Raw genomic sequence first — 17,777 nt, 5'->3', positions numbered from 1 at the left:
GCCCTTTCGTGGACATGACATTTAAGACGCGCGGCAAGCGTTGACCGAATAAGCGCCTACTCGGCCGCTTCGGCCTGCGCGTCCAGTTCAGCTGCCTTTTTCTCGACCTGTTCGACAATGTGATCAATCATCTGATCGTTTGACATCTTGTGGCTGGCCTTGCCGGCCAGGTAAACCATGCCAGAGCCTGCGCCGCCGCCGGTAAAGCCCACATCGGTCATCAACGCCTCACCCGGGCCGTTCACGACACAGCCGATAATTGACAGGCTCATCGGTGTCTTGATGTGTTCCAGCCGATGCTCCAAGGCGTCAACGGTCTTGATGACGTCGAACCCCTGACGGGCGCAGGATGGGCACGAGATAATGTTCACGCCGCGATGTCGCAGGCCCAGTGACTTGAGGATTTCGAAACCGACCTTGACCTCTTCCACCGGATCAGCGGACAGGCTGACACGGATCGTGTCGCCTATCCCCATCCACAACAGGTTACCCAAACCGATGGCGGACTTGATGGTGCCGCTGACCAGCCCTCCAGCTTCGGTGATGCCCAGATGAATGGGCGCGTCGGTGGCTTCGGCAATGCCCTGATAAGCAGCAGCAGACAGGAAAACGTCGCTGGCCTTCACGCTGATCTTAAACTCGTGAAAGTCGTTGTCCTGCAGGATGCGAATATGTTCCAGCCCGCTTTCAACCATCGCCTCGGGGCATGGCTCGCCGTATTTCTCAAGCAGATGTTTTTCCAATGACCCCGCGTTGACCCCGATACGGATCGAACAGTTGTGATCGCGTGCGGCCTGAATGACCTCTTTCACGCGGGTTTCATCGCCGATATTGCCCGGATTGATGCGCAGGCAAGCCGCGCCCGCCTCGGCGGCTTCGATGCCACGGCGGTAGTGAAAGTGAATGTCTGCCACGATCGGCACAGGGCTTTCGCGGACGATCTCTTTCAGTGCCTTCGACGACGCCTCATCCGGAACCGAAACGCGCACTATATCCGCGCCAGCCTCGGCTGCGGCCTGAACCTGCGCCACGGTGGCCGCCACATCGGTGGTCAGCGTATTGGTCATGGTCTGTACCGCAATGGGTGCATCACCCCCAACAGGGACGTTGCCGACCATGATTTGACGGGATTTACGACGATAGATGTCGCGCCAAGGGCGTACGTGATTGAGGGACATAAGGACGGATCCGCGTCTGCCAGAGTTGGACCTTTAGATAGTCCGACAACCGGGGCGTCGCAATGGTTAGATCACTCCGCGGGCGTTTCAGTCGCTTCGGTCTGCAGTTCCGCCACCAGTTGCTTTAGAGCGCTGTTCTGCTCGGCCTCAAGATCGGCTACGGCATACGTCTCGGACACTGCGTCTTTCGACAACACGACACCTTTGGCAACCGTACCCGGCGCACCCGCCGGACCGTAATGCTCGCCGTTCATAGAGAAGTAGACCGACCCCGAGGCCCCGGCCCGCAACTGCGGCGGCTCCTCGGTCAGAGGCACTTCAAAAACGCTGCCTTGTTCAACCGTGCCAAGGGTGCCTTCGAAAATGATACTGCCGTCTGCAGCCGTCACACGCATCCATGCCGGGTCAACAGCCACAATTTTAAGCGTCGTATCAATCTGTTCCACGACCTGCGGCAGCGCGGGTCGTTCGACCGTGTGAACCTTGGCCAGTTCAAGCTGCGGCAACTCGGGCGGACGGAAAGTTCCGACCTCACGTGGGTCAAGGGTCGAGATCGGGGCATCACGAGCAACCAGAACCGGCACGTCCAGCGCCTGTGGACGATAAAGACGATCCAACGCCTCGGTACTGGCCACTTCAACCGTATCGTCTGACGCGGCACCACGCACCGCATCCAGTGGATCAAGGTCGGACAGGACCACAGGGGCTTGCTCAACAGGGCTGACCTGCACCTGCTGGATTTTGTTCAAAACAGCCCAGCCGCCATAGCCGATGCCACCAATGACCGCCAGCAACACCAGCGAAGAGCCGATGGCGCGCGGTTCGATCTGACTGACCAGCGGCTCTTTGCCCGGAATATAGGGCGTATTGGGCGAGATGAACGGGTCGCGCCCCATAGGACCGCGCGACGGAAGACCGCCAGTGGATTTGCGGACCACAGATGCCTCGGCCGACATGCCATGGGCCACTTCAAAACCGCTTTCCTGGCAGAAGGTTGCAAAGGTCTCATCCGGGTTCATTCCCAAGTAGCGCGCATATGAGCGCACATACCCGGCTATGAAGCCGGGTGTATCAAACGCATCAGGGTCGGCGTTTTCGATTGCAGCAATGTAGTTGGCTTTGATCCTCAGTTCGCGCTGAACATCCAAAAGAGATTTGCCCATTGTCGCGCGCTCACCGCGCATCTTGTCACCAAGACGAATCTCGTAGTCATCAAACCCTTTTGGTCTGACGTCCACGTCTTCTTCGGACTCGCGCTGTGATCTGCGCCCAATCATCCCTGCTGCCCCATTCTGCCTGTCGCGTATTTCGCGTTAGCGGCGAATCATCCCCACAATGATTCGTCTGCCAATTTTGTTAGCCTAAGCTTAACACGCGGCAATCACGTTGCACACTTTGGCGTGAGGTTAACCGGCAAGTTCGGCGCGATTTAGCGCACAATGTGACCAAAGTTCGTCCATCGCCTGCACCAAACGGTTCATTTCGTCGGGTCCATGCACCGGAGACGGGGTAAACCGAAGCCTTTCGGTTCCCCGCGGGACAGTCGGGAAATTGATCGGCTGCACGTAAATGCCATAATCATCCAGCAACATATCACTGAGCTTTTTGGTATGCACAGGGTTGCCGACGATCACGGGCACAATGTGACTGCCATGATCAATCAAGGGAAGACCCATCCCTTTAAGTCGCAGCTTGAGGATCTTGGCCTGAGTCTGATGCTGGTCACGCAGCTCCTGCGCGGTTTTCAGATGCGCAACCGAAGCGGCAGCCCCTGCGGCAACAGCTGGCGGCAACGAAGTGGTGAAAATGAAACCCGGCGCATAAGAGCGCACAGCGTCGCACATCTTGGCACTGGCGGCGATGTAGCCACCCATAACGCCATATGCTTTGGCGAGGGTTCCGTTGATGATGTCGATCCGATGGGCCAAACGGTCACGTTCAGTCACGCCGCCGCCACGCGGGCCGTACATGCCAACCGCGTGCACTTCGTCGATATAGGTCAGCGCGCCAAACTCATCGGCCAAATCACAGATCTCTTCGATCGGGCCAAAATCGCCGTCCATAGAATAGACTGACTCGAAGGCGATCAGTTTAGGCGCTTGCGGATCGTCAGCTTCAAGCAACTCACGCAGATGCGCCACGTCATTGTGCCGGAAAATCCGCTTAGAACCGCCGTTGCGGCGCACACCTTCGATCATCGAGGCATGGTTCAGCGCGTCGGAATAAATGATCAGGCCGGGGAACAGCTTGGGCAGAGTGCTGAGCGTTGCATCATTGGCGATATAGGCGCTGGTGAACAACAGCGCGGCTTCTTTGCCGTGCAGATCAGCCAACTCGGCCTCAAGCCTTTTGTGGTAAACCGTGGTGCCTGAGATGTTGCGCGTCCCGCCAGACCCTGCACCTGCTGCGTCCACAGCCTCATGCATGGCATTCAGAACAACAGGGTGCTGCCCCATGCCCAAGTAATCGTTGCCACACCACACGGTGATGTTCTGCTGCGACCCATCCGGACGCGTGCGCACCGCATGAGGGAAATGTCCGTTGCGACGTTCGATGTCAATGAAGGTCCGGTAGCGTCCTTCATCATGCAGCCTGGCAATCGCTGAATCGAGCTGAGCAGTATAGTCCAACGGACCCTCCTTGAGCGCCCAAATTGGTTTCCCTTGGGCAAATAGTTTGCCACCCTACACAGTGCAACGTGTTTCAGCGGCTTTGCGTTCCTTAGTTTAGCTGGTTACAGCCGAACAGGTGAACCCAACTTTGATTTGCATCAAATAAAAGGTTGTGCCCCCTACGACAAGTAAAGTTCCGGCTATCGAACGCGTGGAAACGACGCAGGTACAGTCGCATCACAATGCGTCGTACGATACTTTGGTTTTCGTCAAAACCGCTCTGGACGGCGCTGATCACGCTGTTAGGGTTCGCCCAACCTAGAAAAGCAGGAGCCCCCTATGTCGCTAGACACCGTGCTGAACCGGATTGACGAAGATCTGCAAACCTCGATCGACCGCCTGATGGAATTATTGCGCATCCAATCCATTTCAACCGATCCCGCGTTCAAGGACGAGGTCAACCGCGCCGCAGATTGGTTGGTCAACGACCTTCGCAGTATCGGAATAGACGCGGAAAAGCGAGAAACGCCGGGCCACCCCATGGTTGTTGGCCATGTGGGAGAAGACGCAGACGCTCCGCATATCCTGTTCTACGGCCACTATGATGTGCAGCCGGTTGATCCGCTGAACCTGTGGACACGCGACCCATTTGATCCTGCAATCGAAGATACCGAGCACGGCCCCGTTATCCGTGGGCGTGGCGCATCGGATGACAAAGGGCAACTGATGACTTTTGTCGAAGCCTGCCGCGCCTGGAAGGCTGTGCATGGATCCCTGCCCTGTCGCATCACCTTCTTCTTTGAAGGCGAGGAAGAATCGGGGTCTCCATCACTAGTCCCGTTCCTTAAGGAAAACGCGGCCGAGCTCAAAGCCGACCTTGCACTGGTCTGCGACACCTCGATGGTCTCACGCGGGGTTCCCTCCATAGCTGCCCAACTGCGCGGTATGCTGAAGGATGAATTCACCATCATCGGACCCCGTATCGATCTGCATTCCGGCCACTACGGTGGCCCAGGCCTAAACCCCTTGCGGGAACTGTCGAAAATAGTGGCCTCTTTCTACGATGACGAAACCGGCCGCGTAACCGTTGACGGATTTTACGAAGGCGTACACGAAGTACCCGAGGATCAACTCCGCCAGTGGCAAAACTGCGGTTTCGACGAAGCAGACTACCTAAATTCGGTCGGCTACACCCAACCACATGGTGAAAAGGGGTATTCGACACTCGAGCAGCAATGGGCGCGTCCAACGCTTGAGGTGAACGGGCTTTGGGGCGGTTACAACGGGGCTGGTTCGAAAACCGTGATCCCATCCGAGGCACATTGCAAAATCACCTGCCGTCTCGTCGGTGACATGAATCCCGACGCTCTGCGCGACAAAATTCGCAAACATGTCGAGGAGCGTCTGTCTCCGGACGCCAAAGTGATCTGGGACAATGACCTTGAAGGCTCACCAGCCTCTGTCATGAATTTGGACCGCCCAGAGTTCGAAGCCGCGCGCGGCGCCTTGTCTGACGAATGGGATCGCGAGGCGGTCTTTACTGGCATGGGTGGCTCTATTCCGGTGGTCGGGTACTTCAACACCGTTCTCGGGCTCGATTCCATGCTGGTCGGTTATGCAAACGATGATGACGCAATTCACTCACCGAACGAGAAATATGATGTCAAAAGCTTTCACAAGGGCATCCGATCCTGGGCCCGCATTCTGGATGCTTTGAACAAGTAAAGTGTTTTTGCGAGGCTCTGCCTCGCGCTCCGAGGTATTTTCGGCCAGATGAAGTGCGGATCCCCTGCTTCATCTGGCTATAAATACCTCGGGGGAGTCGCGGCTTGCCGCGGCGGGGGCAGAGCCCCCTTCCCTTACATGTGGATCACGCGATCGTAAGCGTCCAGAACGCTTTCGTGCATCATCTCTGACAAGGTTGGGTGCGGGAAGACCGTGTTCATCAGATCTTCTTCGGTGGTCTCCAGCTGGCGTCCAACCACATAGCCCTGGATCAGTTCCGTCACTTCCGCGCCGATCATATGTGCGCCCAGAAGCTCTCCTGTCTTGGCGTCAAAGACGGTTTTGATCAGCCCCTCTGGTTCCCCCAGGGCAATAGCCTTGCCGTTGCCGATGAACGGGAAGCGCCCGACCTTGATGTCGTAACCCAGTTCTTTGGCTTTGGCTTCGGTGTAGCCAACGGACGCGACCTGAGGCTGACAGTAGGTACATCCTGCAATGCTCTCGGGTTTGACCGGGTGTGCGTGTTTACCCGCGATAAGATCCGCGACCATGACGCCCTCGTGACTGGCCTTATGCGCCAGCCATGGTGCACCTGCGATATCACCGATTGCGTACAGCCCTTCGACACCGGTGCGGCAGAATTCATCCGTCACCACATGCGTGCGGTCGATCTTGACCCCCAGCGCTTCGAGGCCAAGGTTTTCGACATTACCGACGATGCCTACCGCCGAAATCACGGTGTCGAAATCATACTTTTCGACCTTGCCCTCAACCTCGATATGAGCGGTCACTTTACCTTTACCCCGGTCCAATTGCTTGACCATCGCCTTTTCCATGATGGTCATGCCTTGCTTGGTGAAGGCCTTTTTCGCCAATGCGCTGATCTCGGCATCCTCAACCGGCAGAACGCGATCCATCACTTCGACCACGGTCGTGTCCGCGCCAAGCGTGTTGTAGAAGCTGGCGAATTCGATGCCAATCGCGCCGGACCCAATGACCAGCAGTTTCTTCGGCATACGTGGCGGTTGCAGCGCATGTTTGTAGGTCCAGACCAGATCACCATCCGCCTCAAGCCCCGGCAATTCCCGCGCCCGCGCGCCGGTGGCCAAAATGATGTTCTTGGCGGTGAGTTCTTCGGTGCCCTTGTCGGTCTTGACGCTGACCTTGCCCTTGGCAGCGATCGTGGCCTCGCCCATCACAACAGCAACCTTGTTCTTCTTCAGAAGATGACCAATCCCGCCTGAAAGTTGTCCGGCCACACCCCGTGACCTTTTGACTACCGCATCCAGGTCGTAACCAATCTTGTCAGCTTTCAAGCCGAAATCCTTGGCGCGTTCCATCAGATGGAACACTTCGGATGAGCGAAGCAATGCCTTGGTGGGGATACAACCCCAGTTCAGGCAAATGCCTCCAAGATGTTCGCGTTCGACAACGACGGTTTTCAGACCCAACTGGGCGGCACGGATTGCAGCGACATAGCCGCCGGGGCCAGCCCCGATTACGATCAGATCATAAGATTGTGCAGCCATGTGTCCCTCTCGGCGCAGGTGTTGAAAAATTAGTTTACCATTAAACTACTTTTCAAAACACATCAACAGGCGCGCCCCGCGACAAAAGCGACGCGAGGTAAGCCACACCTGAAGACGTGGATTTCAGCCTATACCCAAGCCCGCTCCATGGCTAGAACTGAACTGTCGACACCGTTCGGGCATTTCTTAACAAAGGACATTCAAGAGGCTGACTATGGCGAAAACACTCAAAGACCTGCTGCTTGCTTTGCTCAACGCCACGTTGATCCTTGTGGCCTTGTGCCTGTTTCTGGGCTGGCAGTTGGCGTCAAAGGTGGAGAGCATCACGGCGGAGTTTTCTGAAACAGTGCAAGTCGTTGCTCCGCTCCGAGAGGAGACAACGAACATTCGAACAGAGCTTGCGGCATTACGAGACGACTTAGCCGCGTTGCCGAAAAAGGCAATTGGTTTAGACAGTCAAACAACCAAGGATATCCAATCGACCTTAGCCCGACTAAATTCCTTGGAACAAAAGTTGCAGACAGCACAGGATAGGTTGATCAGTCTGGCAGACGAGCCTCAGGTTTTGATAGCCCAGACCATCAATAGCGGCGCGGACGTCGTGTCCAAGCGCATTTTGGATTTCAAAGGGTGTGAACCAGGCTCATAAGGTTATGCCGCGCGAACAAGGCGCGGCATGCCAGCATTTTCAAACGGTCAAACGGTTGCCTGAAGCTCGCGTACGGTGGTCCCATAACCACCCATGTCGACATAGGCAACTTCATGTGGTGTGGAATGACGCGACAGTGCTTCGTTCCGATAGGGGAACCGACCGAACTTGCGGATCACTTCGCGATGCGCCCGTGCGTGCAATAGATTGCTTGTGTCACCGCTCAGGTTTTCGCAGATCAAACGCACACAACGTTCCTGATCACACAGATTTTCCGAGTGCATCATCGGCAGATAAAAGAACTGCCGCGCGGGTTCGTCGATCTTTTTGTCCCACCCCTTGTCGACCGCGCATTTGGCAGCTGCCAAAGCCGCTCGGTCAGTCGCAAATGCACGGGCCTGCCCCCGGAACATGTTACGTGGAAACTGATCTGTCAGGATAATATACGCCAGCGATCCGCTGGGATATGTCAGCCAAAGCGAAAATCTGCCCTCAACCGCTGCTTCCCAAGTTGACAAGAAACGGTCTCGGATTTCCGCATCCAATGCGTCATCCTGCAGATACCACCCCTTGGGACCAACTTCATCTAACCAAAAACTCAATACTTCTTCAGGACCTACCATTGCCCTAAACTCCGTAATTTGCCCTCCCCAGGGACGTAAGGTCATTTAAGAATGTTTTACAGAATTGTGACAGTAACATATTGCAACATTTGCGACATATTTTCGTTTCTTAAGCGACTTCTTGCGTATCTTGCTCATCTTGTGCTGCTTCGATCACAACTTCCTGCGCAACTTCCAAAGCTACTGGCGACGATGTCGGCATAATCGGTGCAATTGTTCCGGTTTCGTCAACAGGTACATAAGCACGCTGGGTCATTCGGTAGAGCGCGTAGAACGCCATCGCAAACATCAGCGTCGCAATAAACAGGAAGAAACCTGCAGGGCCCATGATGCCGTTGCCCATCAGCCAACCGGTTATCAGCGGACCGGCAATTGCGCCCAGGCCGTTGATGAAGATCAGCCCGCCCGAAGCAGCAGACATGTCGTCATATTCCAAATAGTCGTTGGTGTAGGCGATCAGCAGGGAATAAAGCGGGCTGGTCATGCCTCCAATAACAAATGCACCGGTCAGCAGGATTGAGAAGGTCGCCCCGAAAAACATTCCCACCAGTGCGCCGCAGCCGCCGACGACGGAAACCGTCAGAATCAGAATCCGGCGATCCATACGGTCCGAGAACCAACCAATCGGGTATTGCAACAGAACCGAGCCAACATAAAACGCGGCCACAAAGGTTGAAATCTCGACCAGCGACAATCCGGCTTGCGCGCCGTAGACCGAGCTCATCCCGAACTGAGCCGAAAATATTCCACCCAGCAGGAACATGCCGACGCAGCCCAATGGTGATGTCTCCATCAGTTTGCGCAGTGTCATAGGCTTTGTTGTATCAAAGGCTGGTGTTGGTGAAATCGACAACAGGATCGGCGCGAAGGAAACCGAAACAAGGATCGAGGCGATCACAAATGTCTCGTACCCTGCCGGATCGCCCACCAGCAACAGGGCCTGCGCCGTGACGATTCCGGTCATCTGAACGATCATGTACAAAGACAAGGCCTGGCCTCGGTTTTCGTTGCTGGCCGCGTTGTTCAACCAGCTTTCTGCGGTGACATACACACCCGAGAAACAAAAGCCGATCACCACCCGCCCAAGTGCCCAGGCGATTGGGTTCGTGAGCATGGGGTACATGATCATGACGGCCGAGATGAAAGACGCAAGCGCTGCAAAGACCCGCACATGGCCGACGCGCCGGATCATTTCAGGGGCAAGTCGTGAGCCGCCCAGAAAGCCGACGAAATAGGCGGACATCACAATAGACATATGCAGAGTCGAAAACCCTTCGATCTCGCCGCGAACACCCAAAAGAGTGCCCTGAAGGCCATTTCCGACCATCAGCAACCCCATGCCGAGCAGCAACGCCCACGCGCTGGAAAGAACCTGAATCATTGGGGTCTCCGAGTGATGCCAAACTAAGTTGCGCTGTGTACTGCGATCAAAGACCGCTTCTGTCGCGCTTGTCTACGACATTGAACTGTTTTGATACTTCATGCGCGCCCCTCATGGGATCAAAAGCGACGCGTCGCCGTAGGAAAAGAAACGATATTTCTGTGTTATTGCATGATGATACAAATCAAACATTCGATCTTGCCCCATCAACGCGGACACCAGCATCAACAGCGTTGATTTCGGCAGGTGGAAATTGGTCATCAACGCGTCCGTGACATGGAACTGGAAGCCCGGATAGATGAAAATATCCGTATCCCCTTCCCAGGGTTGGATGCGGCCGGACCGGGCCGCACTTTCGATCAGACGCAGGGCTGTGGTGCCCACTGGAATCACCCGTCCACCTGCGTCTTTGGTGGCCTGAATCTCGGCTGCCGCCTCGGGGCTGACCTGCCCCCATTCCGCGTGCATCTTGTGGGTTGTCACTTCTTCAACTTTGACCGGCAGGAACGTGCCTGCCCCCACGTGCAGGGTTACATGAGTGAAATTCACGCCGCGCTCGGCCAAAGCCAACAGAAGGGCATCATCGAAATGCAGCGAAGCGGTCGGCGCGGCTACGGCACCCGAATTACGCGCCCAGATGGTTTGATAGTCGGTTTTGTCCTGTTCATCCGCCGGACGTTTGGCCGCAATATACGGCGGCAACGGCATCGCCCCGGCTTGCTCCAGTGCTTTATCAAAATCTTCGCCACTCAGGTTAAACCGCAGATAGGCCTGCCCATCCTCAAACCGGTCCAGCGTGGCGCTCAGGTCATCCGAGAAGACAATCTCTTCCCCAACCTTCAATTTTTTCAAGGGCTTGATCAGAGCTGACCAAGTTGCATCGGCCTGAGGATCCAGCAATGTCGCCTCGATCCCGGCTGACACTGGACCTTGGGCACTGTCCCGATGGCGGCGACCATTAAGCCGTGCCGGGATGACGCGCGTGTCATTCAGCACTAGCCTGTCACCGGGTTGCAAAAAATCGGGCAGATGAAGGACGTGGCTGTCCGTTGTCTGATCCCCCTGCGCCACCAGCAGACGCGCAGAGGATCGCGGGCTAGCAGGCCGCGTGGCAATCAGGTCGTCAGGCAGGTGGAAGTCAAAATCGCTGAGTTTCATGCGCGCGCCTTACATCCCCGCAAAAGATTCGGCCATATGTCGTCAGCGATCGCTGGGCTGTGACCCGAATGTCTGCTTGGGCTCATCTGGTTTTTGCGGTGTCGCGTTTGGGCCATCCGATACCTTTGGTGCAGGTTGACGCATCAAATCGCGCAAAAACAAAGGGGCCAGTCCAGAAAGCGGATTCACCGAAACTTTCGGAGAAGCCAGCGGCCCGGTGAGGGTGTAGTTGAATCCGAACACACCCTCGCCCTTGCGCGTGAAAACGCTGCCCACGGCGTTGAGCAGATAGATTGGCGAAATCGCACCGCGCAGGTTCAGCATCTCGTTGACCGTGTCGATGGTGCCGTCAAACGAAAGTCCCATGGATGGTCCAACTGCGCTGCCGCTGAGCACTTTGATATCCGTCGGCGTAATCCGCATGCGACTGTCGATCGCCGAGAAGAAAATGCCTTGCCCGGCCATCTCGTCCAACAATCCAACAAAACTGATTGCGTTCAAGAGGGCCGCCATGGCCGGGGCATCGGTGATACGCGTGTTGATGATTTTCAGGACCACGTCATAGTTTCCCGGTGCTGCCACCGGTTCGAGGCTTAAGTTCAATGTGCCCTCGCGCGCTTGGGTCAGCACGCCAGCAGAACGCAACGCCGCCCCGGCGTCCTGCGATGTCAGGGTCACGGCACTGCGGTTTCCGCGCGGGGTCACCTGCCCGGAGACCGCCGCCCCCCCATTCACCCGTGCCGTAAACCCTCCGTTTACGCCACCAGTCGTCTGAAACGTTCCCTGAAATCCCGTAAGCGCAACCGCTTCGGTCACTTGTAAGCGATCCAAGGCAACGTCCAGCTTCGGACCTGCCCCGCCGCCGCCGCTTTCGCCGAACGTCGCTTTCCCCATGTCCAGTACACCGCCAAGAACTCGGATATCTGGTACGGCATCCCCGCGCCCGATCATCTCAGCCGGGACCGCAAGCCAATTCCCCAGATCGAATGAGCTGAATCGTATGCGGTCAAAATCTCCGTTTTCGCGAAAGGTAATCGATGCGCTTGTTCGCAGACCAGCGCCCTCGATGTTCAAACTGTCCACCTTCAACCCTTTGCCCAATGTCGCTTCGGCTGTCAGTGAGCCCGGTGCGGTTGCCGCCTTACGCCACCCAAGTTCCGGGATCGCCAGCACCACACCCTGTAGGTCCGACGCAACGGACAGTTTCGGCGGGGTATCTGCTCCAAGACCCAGGGTAATGTCCGCAACACCCGACTCGGTCAGCATCCCAGGGGGTAGCCCGGCCCCGATCTGATCCATCAAGCGTGGGGACAGTTCGATCTGGCCTGTCAGCGTACTGCGCTGCGCCGTTTTTCCATCAATCGGCTGCCGCCACAGCGCCTCAAGAGGAACATCTCCGAATTGCCCTTGCCCTTGTATTTGAACGCCCGACTGATTGCCGGACAGATCCAGCAAAGCGGCGCTGACCGTGAACCCCGGCACCAGACGATCGCTGGAAAGGTTTGCCAGATTGCCGTCGAAATGGAATTCGGTTTCCTGAAACTTCAGCTCCTTTTTCAGCGGCAATGACAGCGTGCCAGTCAGCGAAGCGGTGCCTTTGGCAAGCTCGACAGGCAATCCTGCTTTGCTCAGCAATGAAAGTGGGGGGCGGTCCAGCAGCGACAGTGCAGCGGTCACACTGCCCTTGGCCCGTATACGCGCAATTCCAGGCGCGGATTTCTTTATGTCCGTATCGGGTATTATGAAGGACGTGCCCGCGGCATCCACTGCACCACCTTCGTCAGCGATCACCACCCCCTTTTGCGCGGTGACAGTAAATCGTTGATTGATCAGGCTGGCCTGCCCTTGGGCGTCCTCGATCGGTGGAAGGGTTTTGACGAACTGAATCTTGGCCTTTTCGAATCCGAAATCCAAATAGATATCGGGCTTGGATCCGGGCTCAAGCCGCAGGGCAAAATCCATGTCCGACAGAACGCCTTCGTAAAGGTTCTTGGTAACCCACTCGCGCGGTTTCGGTGCCAAAAGTTCGGGCCAGTAACTGAGAACCTTGTCCGAGGTCATCTGATCCAGATGTGCATCCAATTCCACTGCCCAGCCGTCGGGCCGGCCGCTCAGAACTCCAAAGGCGCGTATGATGTGACCTGGGTCTTCAACAGTGACCTGTCCCAAACGCAACTCGAAAGGGTCCAACACCATTTTGAAATCCACGCTGGCGCGGGACAATTGGATCGGCTCTGGAAACAGGTTGGCGGGGTTCACATTGAGGCCCGACAAACGCAATTGCGCGGTCAGGCTGTCCAGGACACCATCTTCCACCCCCTGCAGGAACGCCGTACCGTCTGCTTGCACTTCGCCCCAAGCCGATACTACTGACACTTCGTTGAAATCCAGCGCATGCGTTTTAGGATCATAGGTGAAATAGGTGCGGGCAGATTCAAAAGGCACCGGGCGCGTTTCAGGGTTGGGCTGTACGACCCCTGCCCCAAGGTTGAGCGTTGCAAAGCCCGTTCCGATGGCACCGCTATCGTCGATACTGCCGCGCAAGGCACCCGATATGGGGGCCCGCAAGACCTGCAGCCACGCCAAAACAGGGCTTTGACCGGCGATATCCTCGGCAGGCAGGTCCGAGACCGAGATGCCGAACTGAGCGGCAGGGGTGCCAAGGATGCTGGTATAGTTGGCCTCGATGGCACTGACGTAATCCCGCCCCGAAAGAACCGAAAACCCGGTAGCGAGTCGTACTTCGTTGTCACTGCGGTTGGCCTGAATATGACCACCATCCAGCACCCAGGACCGACCCTGTCGCAAATCGCTGTAATCCAGCGTGATTGCATCAAGCTCGACCGAGGTGAGAGCAGACAGAGCCGGAGACAGGAATACCTGATCGGACGCCTCGATCAGCTCTGCCAGGTTCGGTGCCTCTTGTACCGGAGCGCTGCCAGACCCCACGGTCAGGGTCAACGCCCCATCCATGCCTCGGGTCAGGGCGATTTGAGCTCCGCTCAGGATGATGCGTTTTGGGCGAACATGCCCGCGCAACAAAGGGCGCATGGCAAGGCTGGCACGCATGTCCGAGACCTGCGCAATCTGCTGGCCCGCCGCGTCGCTGATGGCAACGTCGGTCAGACGCAGACGGGGCCGCCAGCCTTCGTGAATGATGAAGCTGACATCGCCAAAGCGGATTTGCAGACCACCCAGCGCCTGTTCAAGCCGCGTTTCGACCCTGTCCCGCAACCAGGCAGGCGCGTGCATCCTTTGCCCCACCACCATGAAACCGGCGAACAGCGCAAGAAGCGCCAGCATGAAAGCACCGCGCATGGCCCAAAGACCAGCGGCCCTCCGACGCGACCGTCGACGCACCGGTTGTACCGGTTCGTCTTGTTCGTCGTCATGCTGCTTCAATTTACTGTCCACGCCTTCCAACCCGCACGTGTTGCCCTATGATATCAGGCAGCCTTTAAAAACCTTTAGCGGAGTTTCCAATGCCCGATATTTCAGACATGGCCCCCGACTTCACCCTGCCACGCGACGGCGGCGGCGAGGTGACGCTTTCGGCGTTGCGCGGTGGCACCGTGGTTTTGTTCTTCTATCCCCGTGATGATACGCCGGGCTGTACAAAGGAATCCATTGGTTTTTCAGAACAGCTTCAGGCCTTTGCGGATGCAGGTGCTCAAGTTTTCGGTATCTCGCGCGACAGTGTCGCCAAGCATGACAAATTTGTTGCCAAGCATGGTCTGACCACACCGCTTTTATCGGACGAAAACTCGACCGTTTGCGAGGACTATGGCGTGTGGGTGGAAAAGAACATGTATGGGCGCAAGTCGATGGGCATCGAACGTTCGACCTTTGTCATAGATGCCGAAGGTCGCATTGCTAAGGTCTGGCGCAAAGTCAAAGTGCCCGGTCATGTGGACGAGGTGCTTGAGGCGGTGAAGGCGCTGTAAGCGCACTCTCGACCTGCCATGCCATCCGGTTTATGACCCGCCTCGACACGACAGAGTCGGAGTGATCCCGTGCCCAAGACACTGACACAGATGGCGACAGAGGTTCTGACAACTGCGGACGGGCGGGCCAAGACCGCCCTGTCCAAAGCGCACGCCGCCGCATGGTTCGCTGCTCGCAAGGGCGAAGCTGACCCAATCGAAATTGGCGCGGCAACGCCCCCCTTGAACCCCGCCCGCCCGGACAAGCCCGAGCTTCTTTCGCCTCGTGAAGTGCCAAAGCGGAAACCCGGGACCGAGGCCGGGCGTATCGCCCTGTTGCACGCTGTGGCGCATATTGAGTTGAATGCCGTCGATCTGCACTGGGACATCATCGCGCGGTTTGGTCATGTGCCGATGCCGATCGGCTTTTACGATGACTGGGTGAAATGCGCCGAAGAGGAATCGCGGCATTTCGAGCTGGTGTGCGACTGCCTAGAGCAGATGGGCAGCCACTATGGCGCCCTGCCCGCCCACGCCGGAATGTGGCGCGCCGCCGAAGATACTGCCGAAGACTTGATGGGACGGCTGGCTGTTGTTCCCATGGTGCTTGAGGCACGCGGTCTGGATGTCACCCCCGGCATGATCGAAATCTTCCGAAAGGCCAAAGCGGACCAAGCCATTGCCGCGTTGGAGGTGATCTATGCGGAAGAAGTCGGCCATGTCGCCTATGGCTCTAAGTGGTTTCATTTCCTGTGCGGTCGGGAAAACGCCGACCCGAAGGACGTGTTCCACGCCCTGGTCCGGCGGTATTTCCACGGCGTCCTGAAACCGCCCTTTAACGAGGAGAAGCGCGCCGAAGCTGGCCTGCCCCCCGATTTCTATTGGCCGCTGACAGAAGACCTGCCCGCGCCGGGTGAAGTCACGAACTGACACTTATATGTGAATTTCGGCGAATTCCCGCCGATCTTCGGGGGATTTTTGCGCTGTTTGCCGCAAAGAGGTCAACAAACTTGCCCGATCGTAGCGAGCCGTTTATGCACTCGGCCCAAGGGACGGCTACTGCACCACGACCGGTCCCGAATTTGGGGACGAGAGGTAAGGCGCGTGCGAACACGTCTGGCAATAAAGCTACACTCACTGCTTGAGCGGTATTTCCCGGAACGCCGGGTCTTTCTGAAATCTGACAAGGACACGCGGTTCATTCGGCTGAGTTCGGAAACGCAGGTGATCGCAGTCACCGGTGTCGCGGTGATGGTTGGGTGGACAACGGTTGCAACGGCCATACTGCTGATGGACAGCATCGGGTCGGGCAACTTCAGAGAACAAGCCAAGCGCGATCAGGCGACATATCAAGAGCGCCTGAATATCCTGTCAGCCGAACGGGACGCACGCGCGCAAGAAGCACTGGCCGCACAAGATCGCTTTAACGCCGCATTGGAACAGATTTCCGCAATGCAGTCCGAGTTGCTGGCGTCGGAAAACCGCCGCCGCGAGCTTGAGACCGGTATCGAGGTCATCCAGACGACGCTGCGCAGCACGATGAAGCAACGGGAAGAAGCCCGCACGGAGCTGGCTGTTCTGAAGCAGGAAACCAATGATGCCGACATGTACGTGACGGCCTCGAGCACCCCGGTGCAGATGGCCTTCATGACAAATGCCCTTTCCCGCACCGCGGAAGAACGCGATCAAATCGCCTCGGACGCGCGTCAGGCTTTGGACCAACGGGATGAGCTGGAACTGGAAATCCGTCTGATGCAGGAACGCAGCGACGAGATTTTCCGCCAGTTGGAAGAAGCCATGGTGATCTCGGTCGAACCTTTGGACAAGATGTTCCGTAAGGCCGGCATGCCGACCGATCGCATTATCGAAGAGGTCCGGCGCGGATATAGCGGTATGGGCGGTCCGCTGACCCCTTTATCCCTTAGCACGCGTGGTGAGGAGGACGAGCTGTCCGCTGAAGAAGCCCGTGCAAACATTCTACTTGAGCAGATGGACCAACTAAACCTGTACCGGATTGCTGCGGAAAAGGCCCCCTTCGCCAGCCCGGTCAACAGTGCTGTGCGCTATACCAGCGGATTTGGCACACGTCGCGACCCCAAAACCGGTGGTCGCCGTATGCATAATGGCGCGGACTTTGCTGGTGCGCACGGCACTGACATCTTTGCAACTGCGGATGGTGTGGTCACTCATGCAGGCTGGCAGTCGGGTTTCGGACGGCTTGTTAAAATCAAGCACGCGTTCGGAATTGAGACACTTTACGCTCATAACACCAAGATCAACGTGAAGGTTGGCCAAAGGGTCTCGCGCGGGGATCATATTGCTGATATGGGTAGCACCGGACGGTCCACCGGCACGCATTTGCACTATGAGGTGCGCGTGAACGGAAAGCCCGTGAACCCAATGACTTACATCAAGGCTGCGAGAAATGTTTTCTAAAAGCAAAATCAACGAGCCCGCATCCAAGGCACCTGAGGCGGCCAAACCTGCCGCTCCGGCGACCCCAGCGGCCCCTGCACCGACCGAGACGAAACCTGCCACTGCGCCCAAGCCAAAGCCGCCGGCGTCGGTTCTGTCCTCGGATCTGCACATCACCGGCAACATCAAGACCTCCGGTGACATTCAGGTGGAAGGCACCGTGGAGGGCGATATTCGTGCTCACCTGCTGACCATTGGTGAATCGGCAACAATCAAGGGTGAAGTCACCGCAGATGACGTGGTGATCAACGGTCGTATCGTGGGCCGTGTGCGTGGCCTGAAGGTGCGCCTGACTTCGACTGCGCGTGTTGAAGGCGACATCATCCACAAGACCATCGCCATCGAAAGCGGCGCGCATTTTGAAGGTTCAGTGCAGCGTCAGGACGACCCGCTGAACCCTGGCCGCAGTAGCAAATCGGGATCGAACCCAGCGGCTGACGTCAAACAATAACGCGACCTTTCTGGTCAAACCCGAGACGCCGCTGGGAAACCCGCGGCGTCTTTTCTTTTGGGGCATTGTTCAG

The 17,777-nt window shown here is 57.1% G+C and carries 14 protein-coding genes; 6 read left to right on the top strand and 8 right to left on the bottom strand.

Annotated features, from left to right (window positions below):
• Window positions 1-56: 56 nt before the first annotated feature.
• The 3 genes from ispG to hemA form a co-directional block, all read right to left on the bottom strand.
• Entirely contained in the window at window positions 57-1,178 is a 1,122-nt protein-coding gene (gene ispG / locus I9187_RS11705; protein WP_171179696.1) for a flavodoxin-dependent (E)-4-hydroxy-3-methylbut-2-enyl-diphosphate synthase, read from the bottom strand.
• 71 nt (window positions 1,179-1,249) lie between these two features.
• Window positions 1,250-2,455 carry a helix-turn-helix domain-containing protein gene (locus tag I9187_RS11700; protein WP_171179694.1) on the bottom strand — a complete coding sequence of 402 codons (1,206 nt, stop codon included), beginning with the start codon at window positions 2,453-2,455 and terminating at the stop codon, window positions 1,250-1,252.
• 129 nt (window positions 2,456-2,584) lie between these two features.
• Entirely contained in the window at window positions 2,585-3,808 is a 1,224-nt protein-coding gene (gene hemA / locus I9187_RS11695) for a 5-aminolevulinate synthase (protein ID WP_171179692.1), read from the bottom strand.
• Window positions 3,809-4,129: 321 nt separating this feature from the next.
• Here hemA and I9187_RS11690 point away from each other — a divergent pair, with 321 nt between their 5' ends.
• On the top strand, window positions 4,130-5,515 hold the full coding sequence (locus I9187_RS11690) for a M20/M25/M40 family metallo-hydrolase (protein WP_171179690.1): 1,386 nt from the start codon (window positions 4,130-4,132) through the stop codon (window positions 5,513-5,515).
• 134 nt (window positions 5,516-5,649) lie between these two features.
• Here the strand turns inward: I9187_RS11690 and lpdA are convergent, their stop codons facing one another.
• A complete protein-coding gene (gene lpdA / locus I9187_RS11685; protein ID WP_171179688.1) occupies window positions 5,650-7,044 on the bottom strand; it encodes a dihydrolipoyl dehydrogenase in 1,395 nt (464 codons plus the stop codon).
• A 214-nt stretch (window positions 7,045-7,258) separates the two neighbouring features.
• Here lpdA and I9187_RS11680 point away from each other — a divergent pair, with 214 nt between their 5' ends.
• Window positions 7,259-7,693, top strand: coding sequence for a hypothetical protein (locus tag I9187_RS11680; RefSeq protein WP_171179686.1), 435 nt, complete (start codon window positions 7,259-7,261; stop codon window positions 7,691-7,693).
• Window positions 7,694-7,740: 47 nt separating this feature from the next.
• Here the strand turns inward: I9187_RS11680 and I9187_RS11675 are convergent, their stop codons facing one another.
• The 4 genes from I9187_RS11675 to I9187_RS11660 form a co-directional block, all read right to left on the bottom strand.
• The gene (locus I9187_RS11675) at window positions 7,741-8,316 is read right to left on the bottom strand and encodes a DUF924 family protein (RefSeq protein WP_171179684.1); all 576 of its coding nucleotides are present in this window, start codon (window positions 8,314-8,316) and stop codon (window positions 7,741-7,743) included.
• Between the two features lie 109 nt (window positions 8,317-8,425).
• Window positions 8,426-9,697, bottom strand: coding sequence for an MFS transporter (locus tag I9187_RS11670; RefSeq protein ID WP_171179682.1), 1,272 nt, complete (start codon window positions 9,695-9,697; stop codon window positions 8,426-8,428).
• Between the two features lie 111 nt (window positions 9,698-9,808).
• Complete coding sequence (gene queA, locus I9187_RS11665; protein ID WP_171179680.1) at window positions 9,809-10,855, bottom strand: tRNA preQ1(34) S-adenosylmethionine ribosyltransferase-isomerase QueA; 1,047 nt, start codon at window positions 10,853-10,855, stop codon at window positions 9,809-9,811.
• A gap of 42 nt (window positions 10,856-10,897) precedes the next feature.
• Entirely contained in the window at window positions 10,898-14,269 is a 3,372-nt protein-coding gene (locus I9187_RS11660) for a DUF3971 domain-containing protein (RefSeq protein WP_348540092.1), read from the bottom strand.
• Window positions 14,270-14,337: 68 nt separating this feature from the next.
• Between I9187_RS11660 and I9187_RS11655 the strand changes: the two genes are divergently transcribed.
• From I9187_RS11655 to I9187_RS11640, 4 genes are all read left to right on the top strand, one after another.
• Window positions 14,338-14,799 (top strand): peroxiredoxin, encoded by a 462-nt coding sequence (locus I9187_RS11655; RefSeq protein ID WP_171618796.1) that lies wholly within the window; start codon window positions 14,338-14,340, stop codon window positions 14,797-14,799.
• Window positions 14,800-14,889: 90 nt separating this feature from the next.
• Window positions 14,890-15,708: a ferritin-like domain-containing protein gene (locus tag I9187_RS11650; protein ID WP_171180055.1), complete on the top strand. Its 819-nt coding sequence runs from the start codon at window positions 14,890-14,892 to the stop codon at window positions 15,706-15,708.
• A 174-nt stretch (window positions 15,709-15,882) separates the two neighbouring features.
• Window positions 15,883-17,214, top strand: a complete 1,332-nt coding sequence (locus tag I9187_RS11645; protein WP_209940200.1) for a M23 family metallopeptidase — start codon at window positions 15,883-15,885, stop codon at window positions 17,212-17,214.
• Complete coding sequence (locus I9187_RS11640) at window positions 17,204-17,704, top strand: polymer-forming cytoskeletal protein (RefSeq protein WP_171179672.1); 501 nt, start codon at window positions 17,204-17,206, stop codon at window positions 17,702-17,704. The genes I9187_RS11645 and I9187_RS11640 overlap by 11 nt, the downstream gene beginning before the upstream one ends.
• Window positions 17,705-17,777: the final 73 nt, after the last annotated feature.

Source organism: Ruegeria sp. HKCCE4148 (assembly GCF_017872495.1).
GTDB lineage: Bacteria > Pseudomonadota > Alphaproteobacteria > Rhodobacterales > Rhodobacteraceae > Ruegeria.
This window is presented reverse-complemented; position numbering and strand designations above follow the sequence as displayed.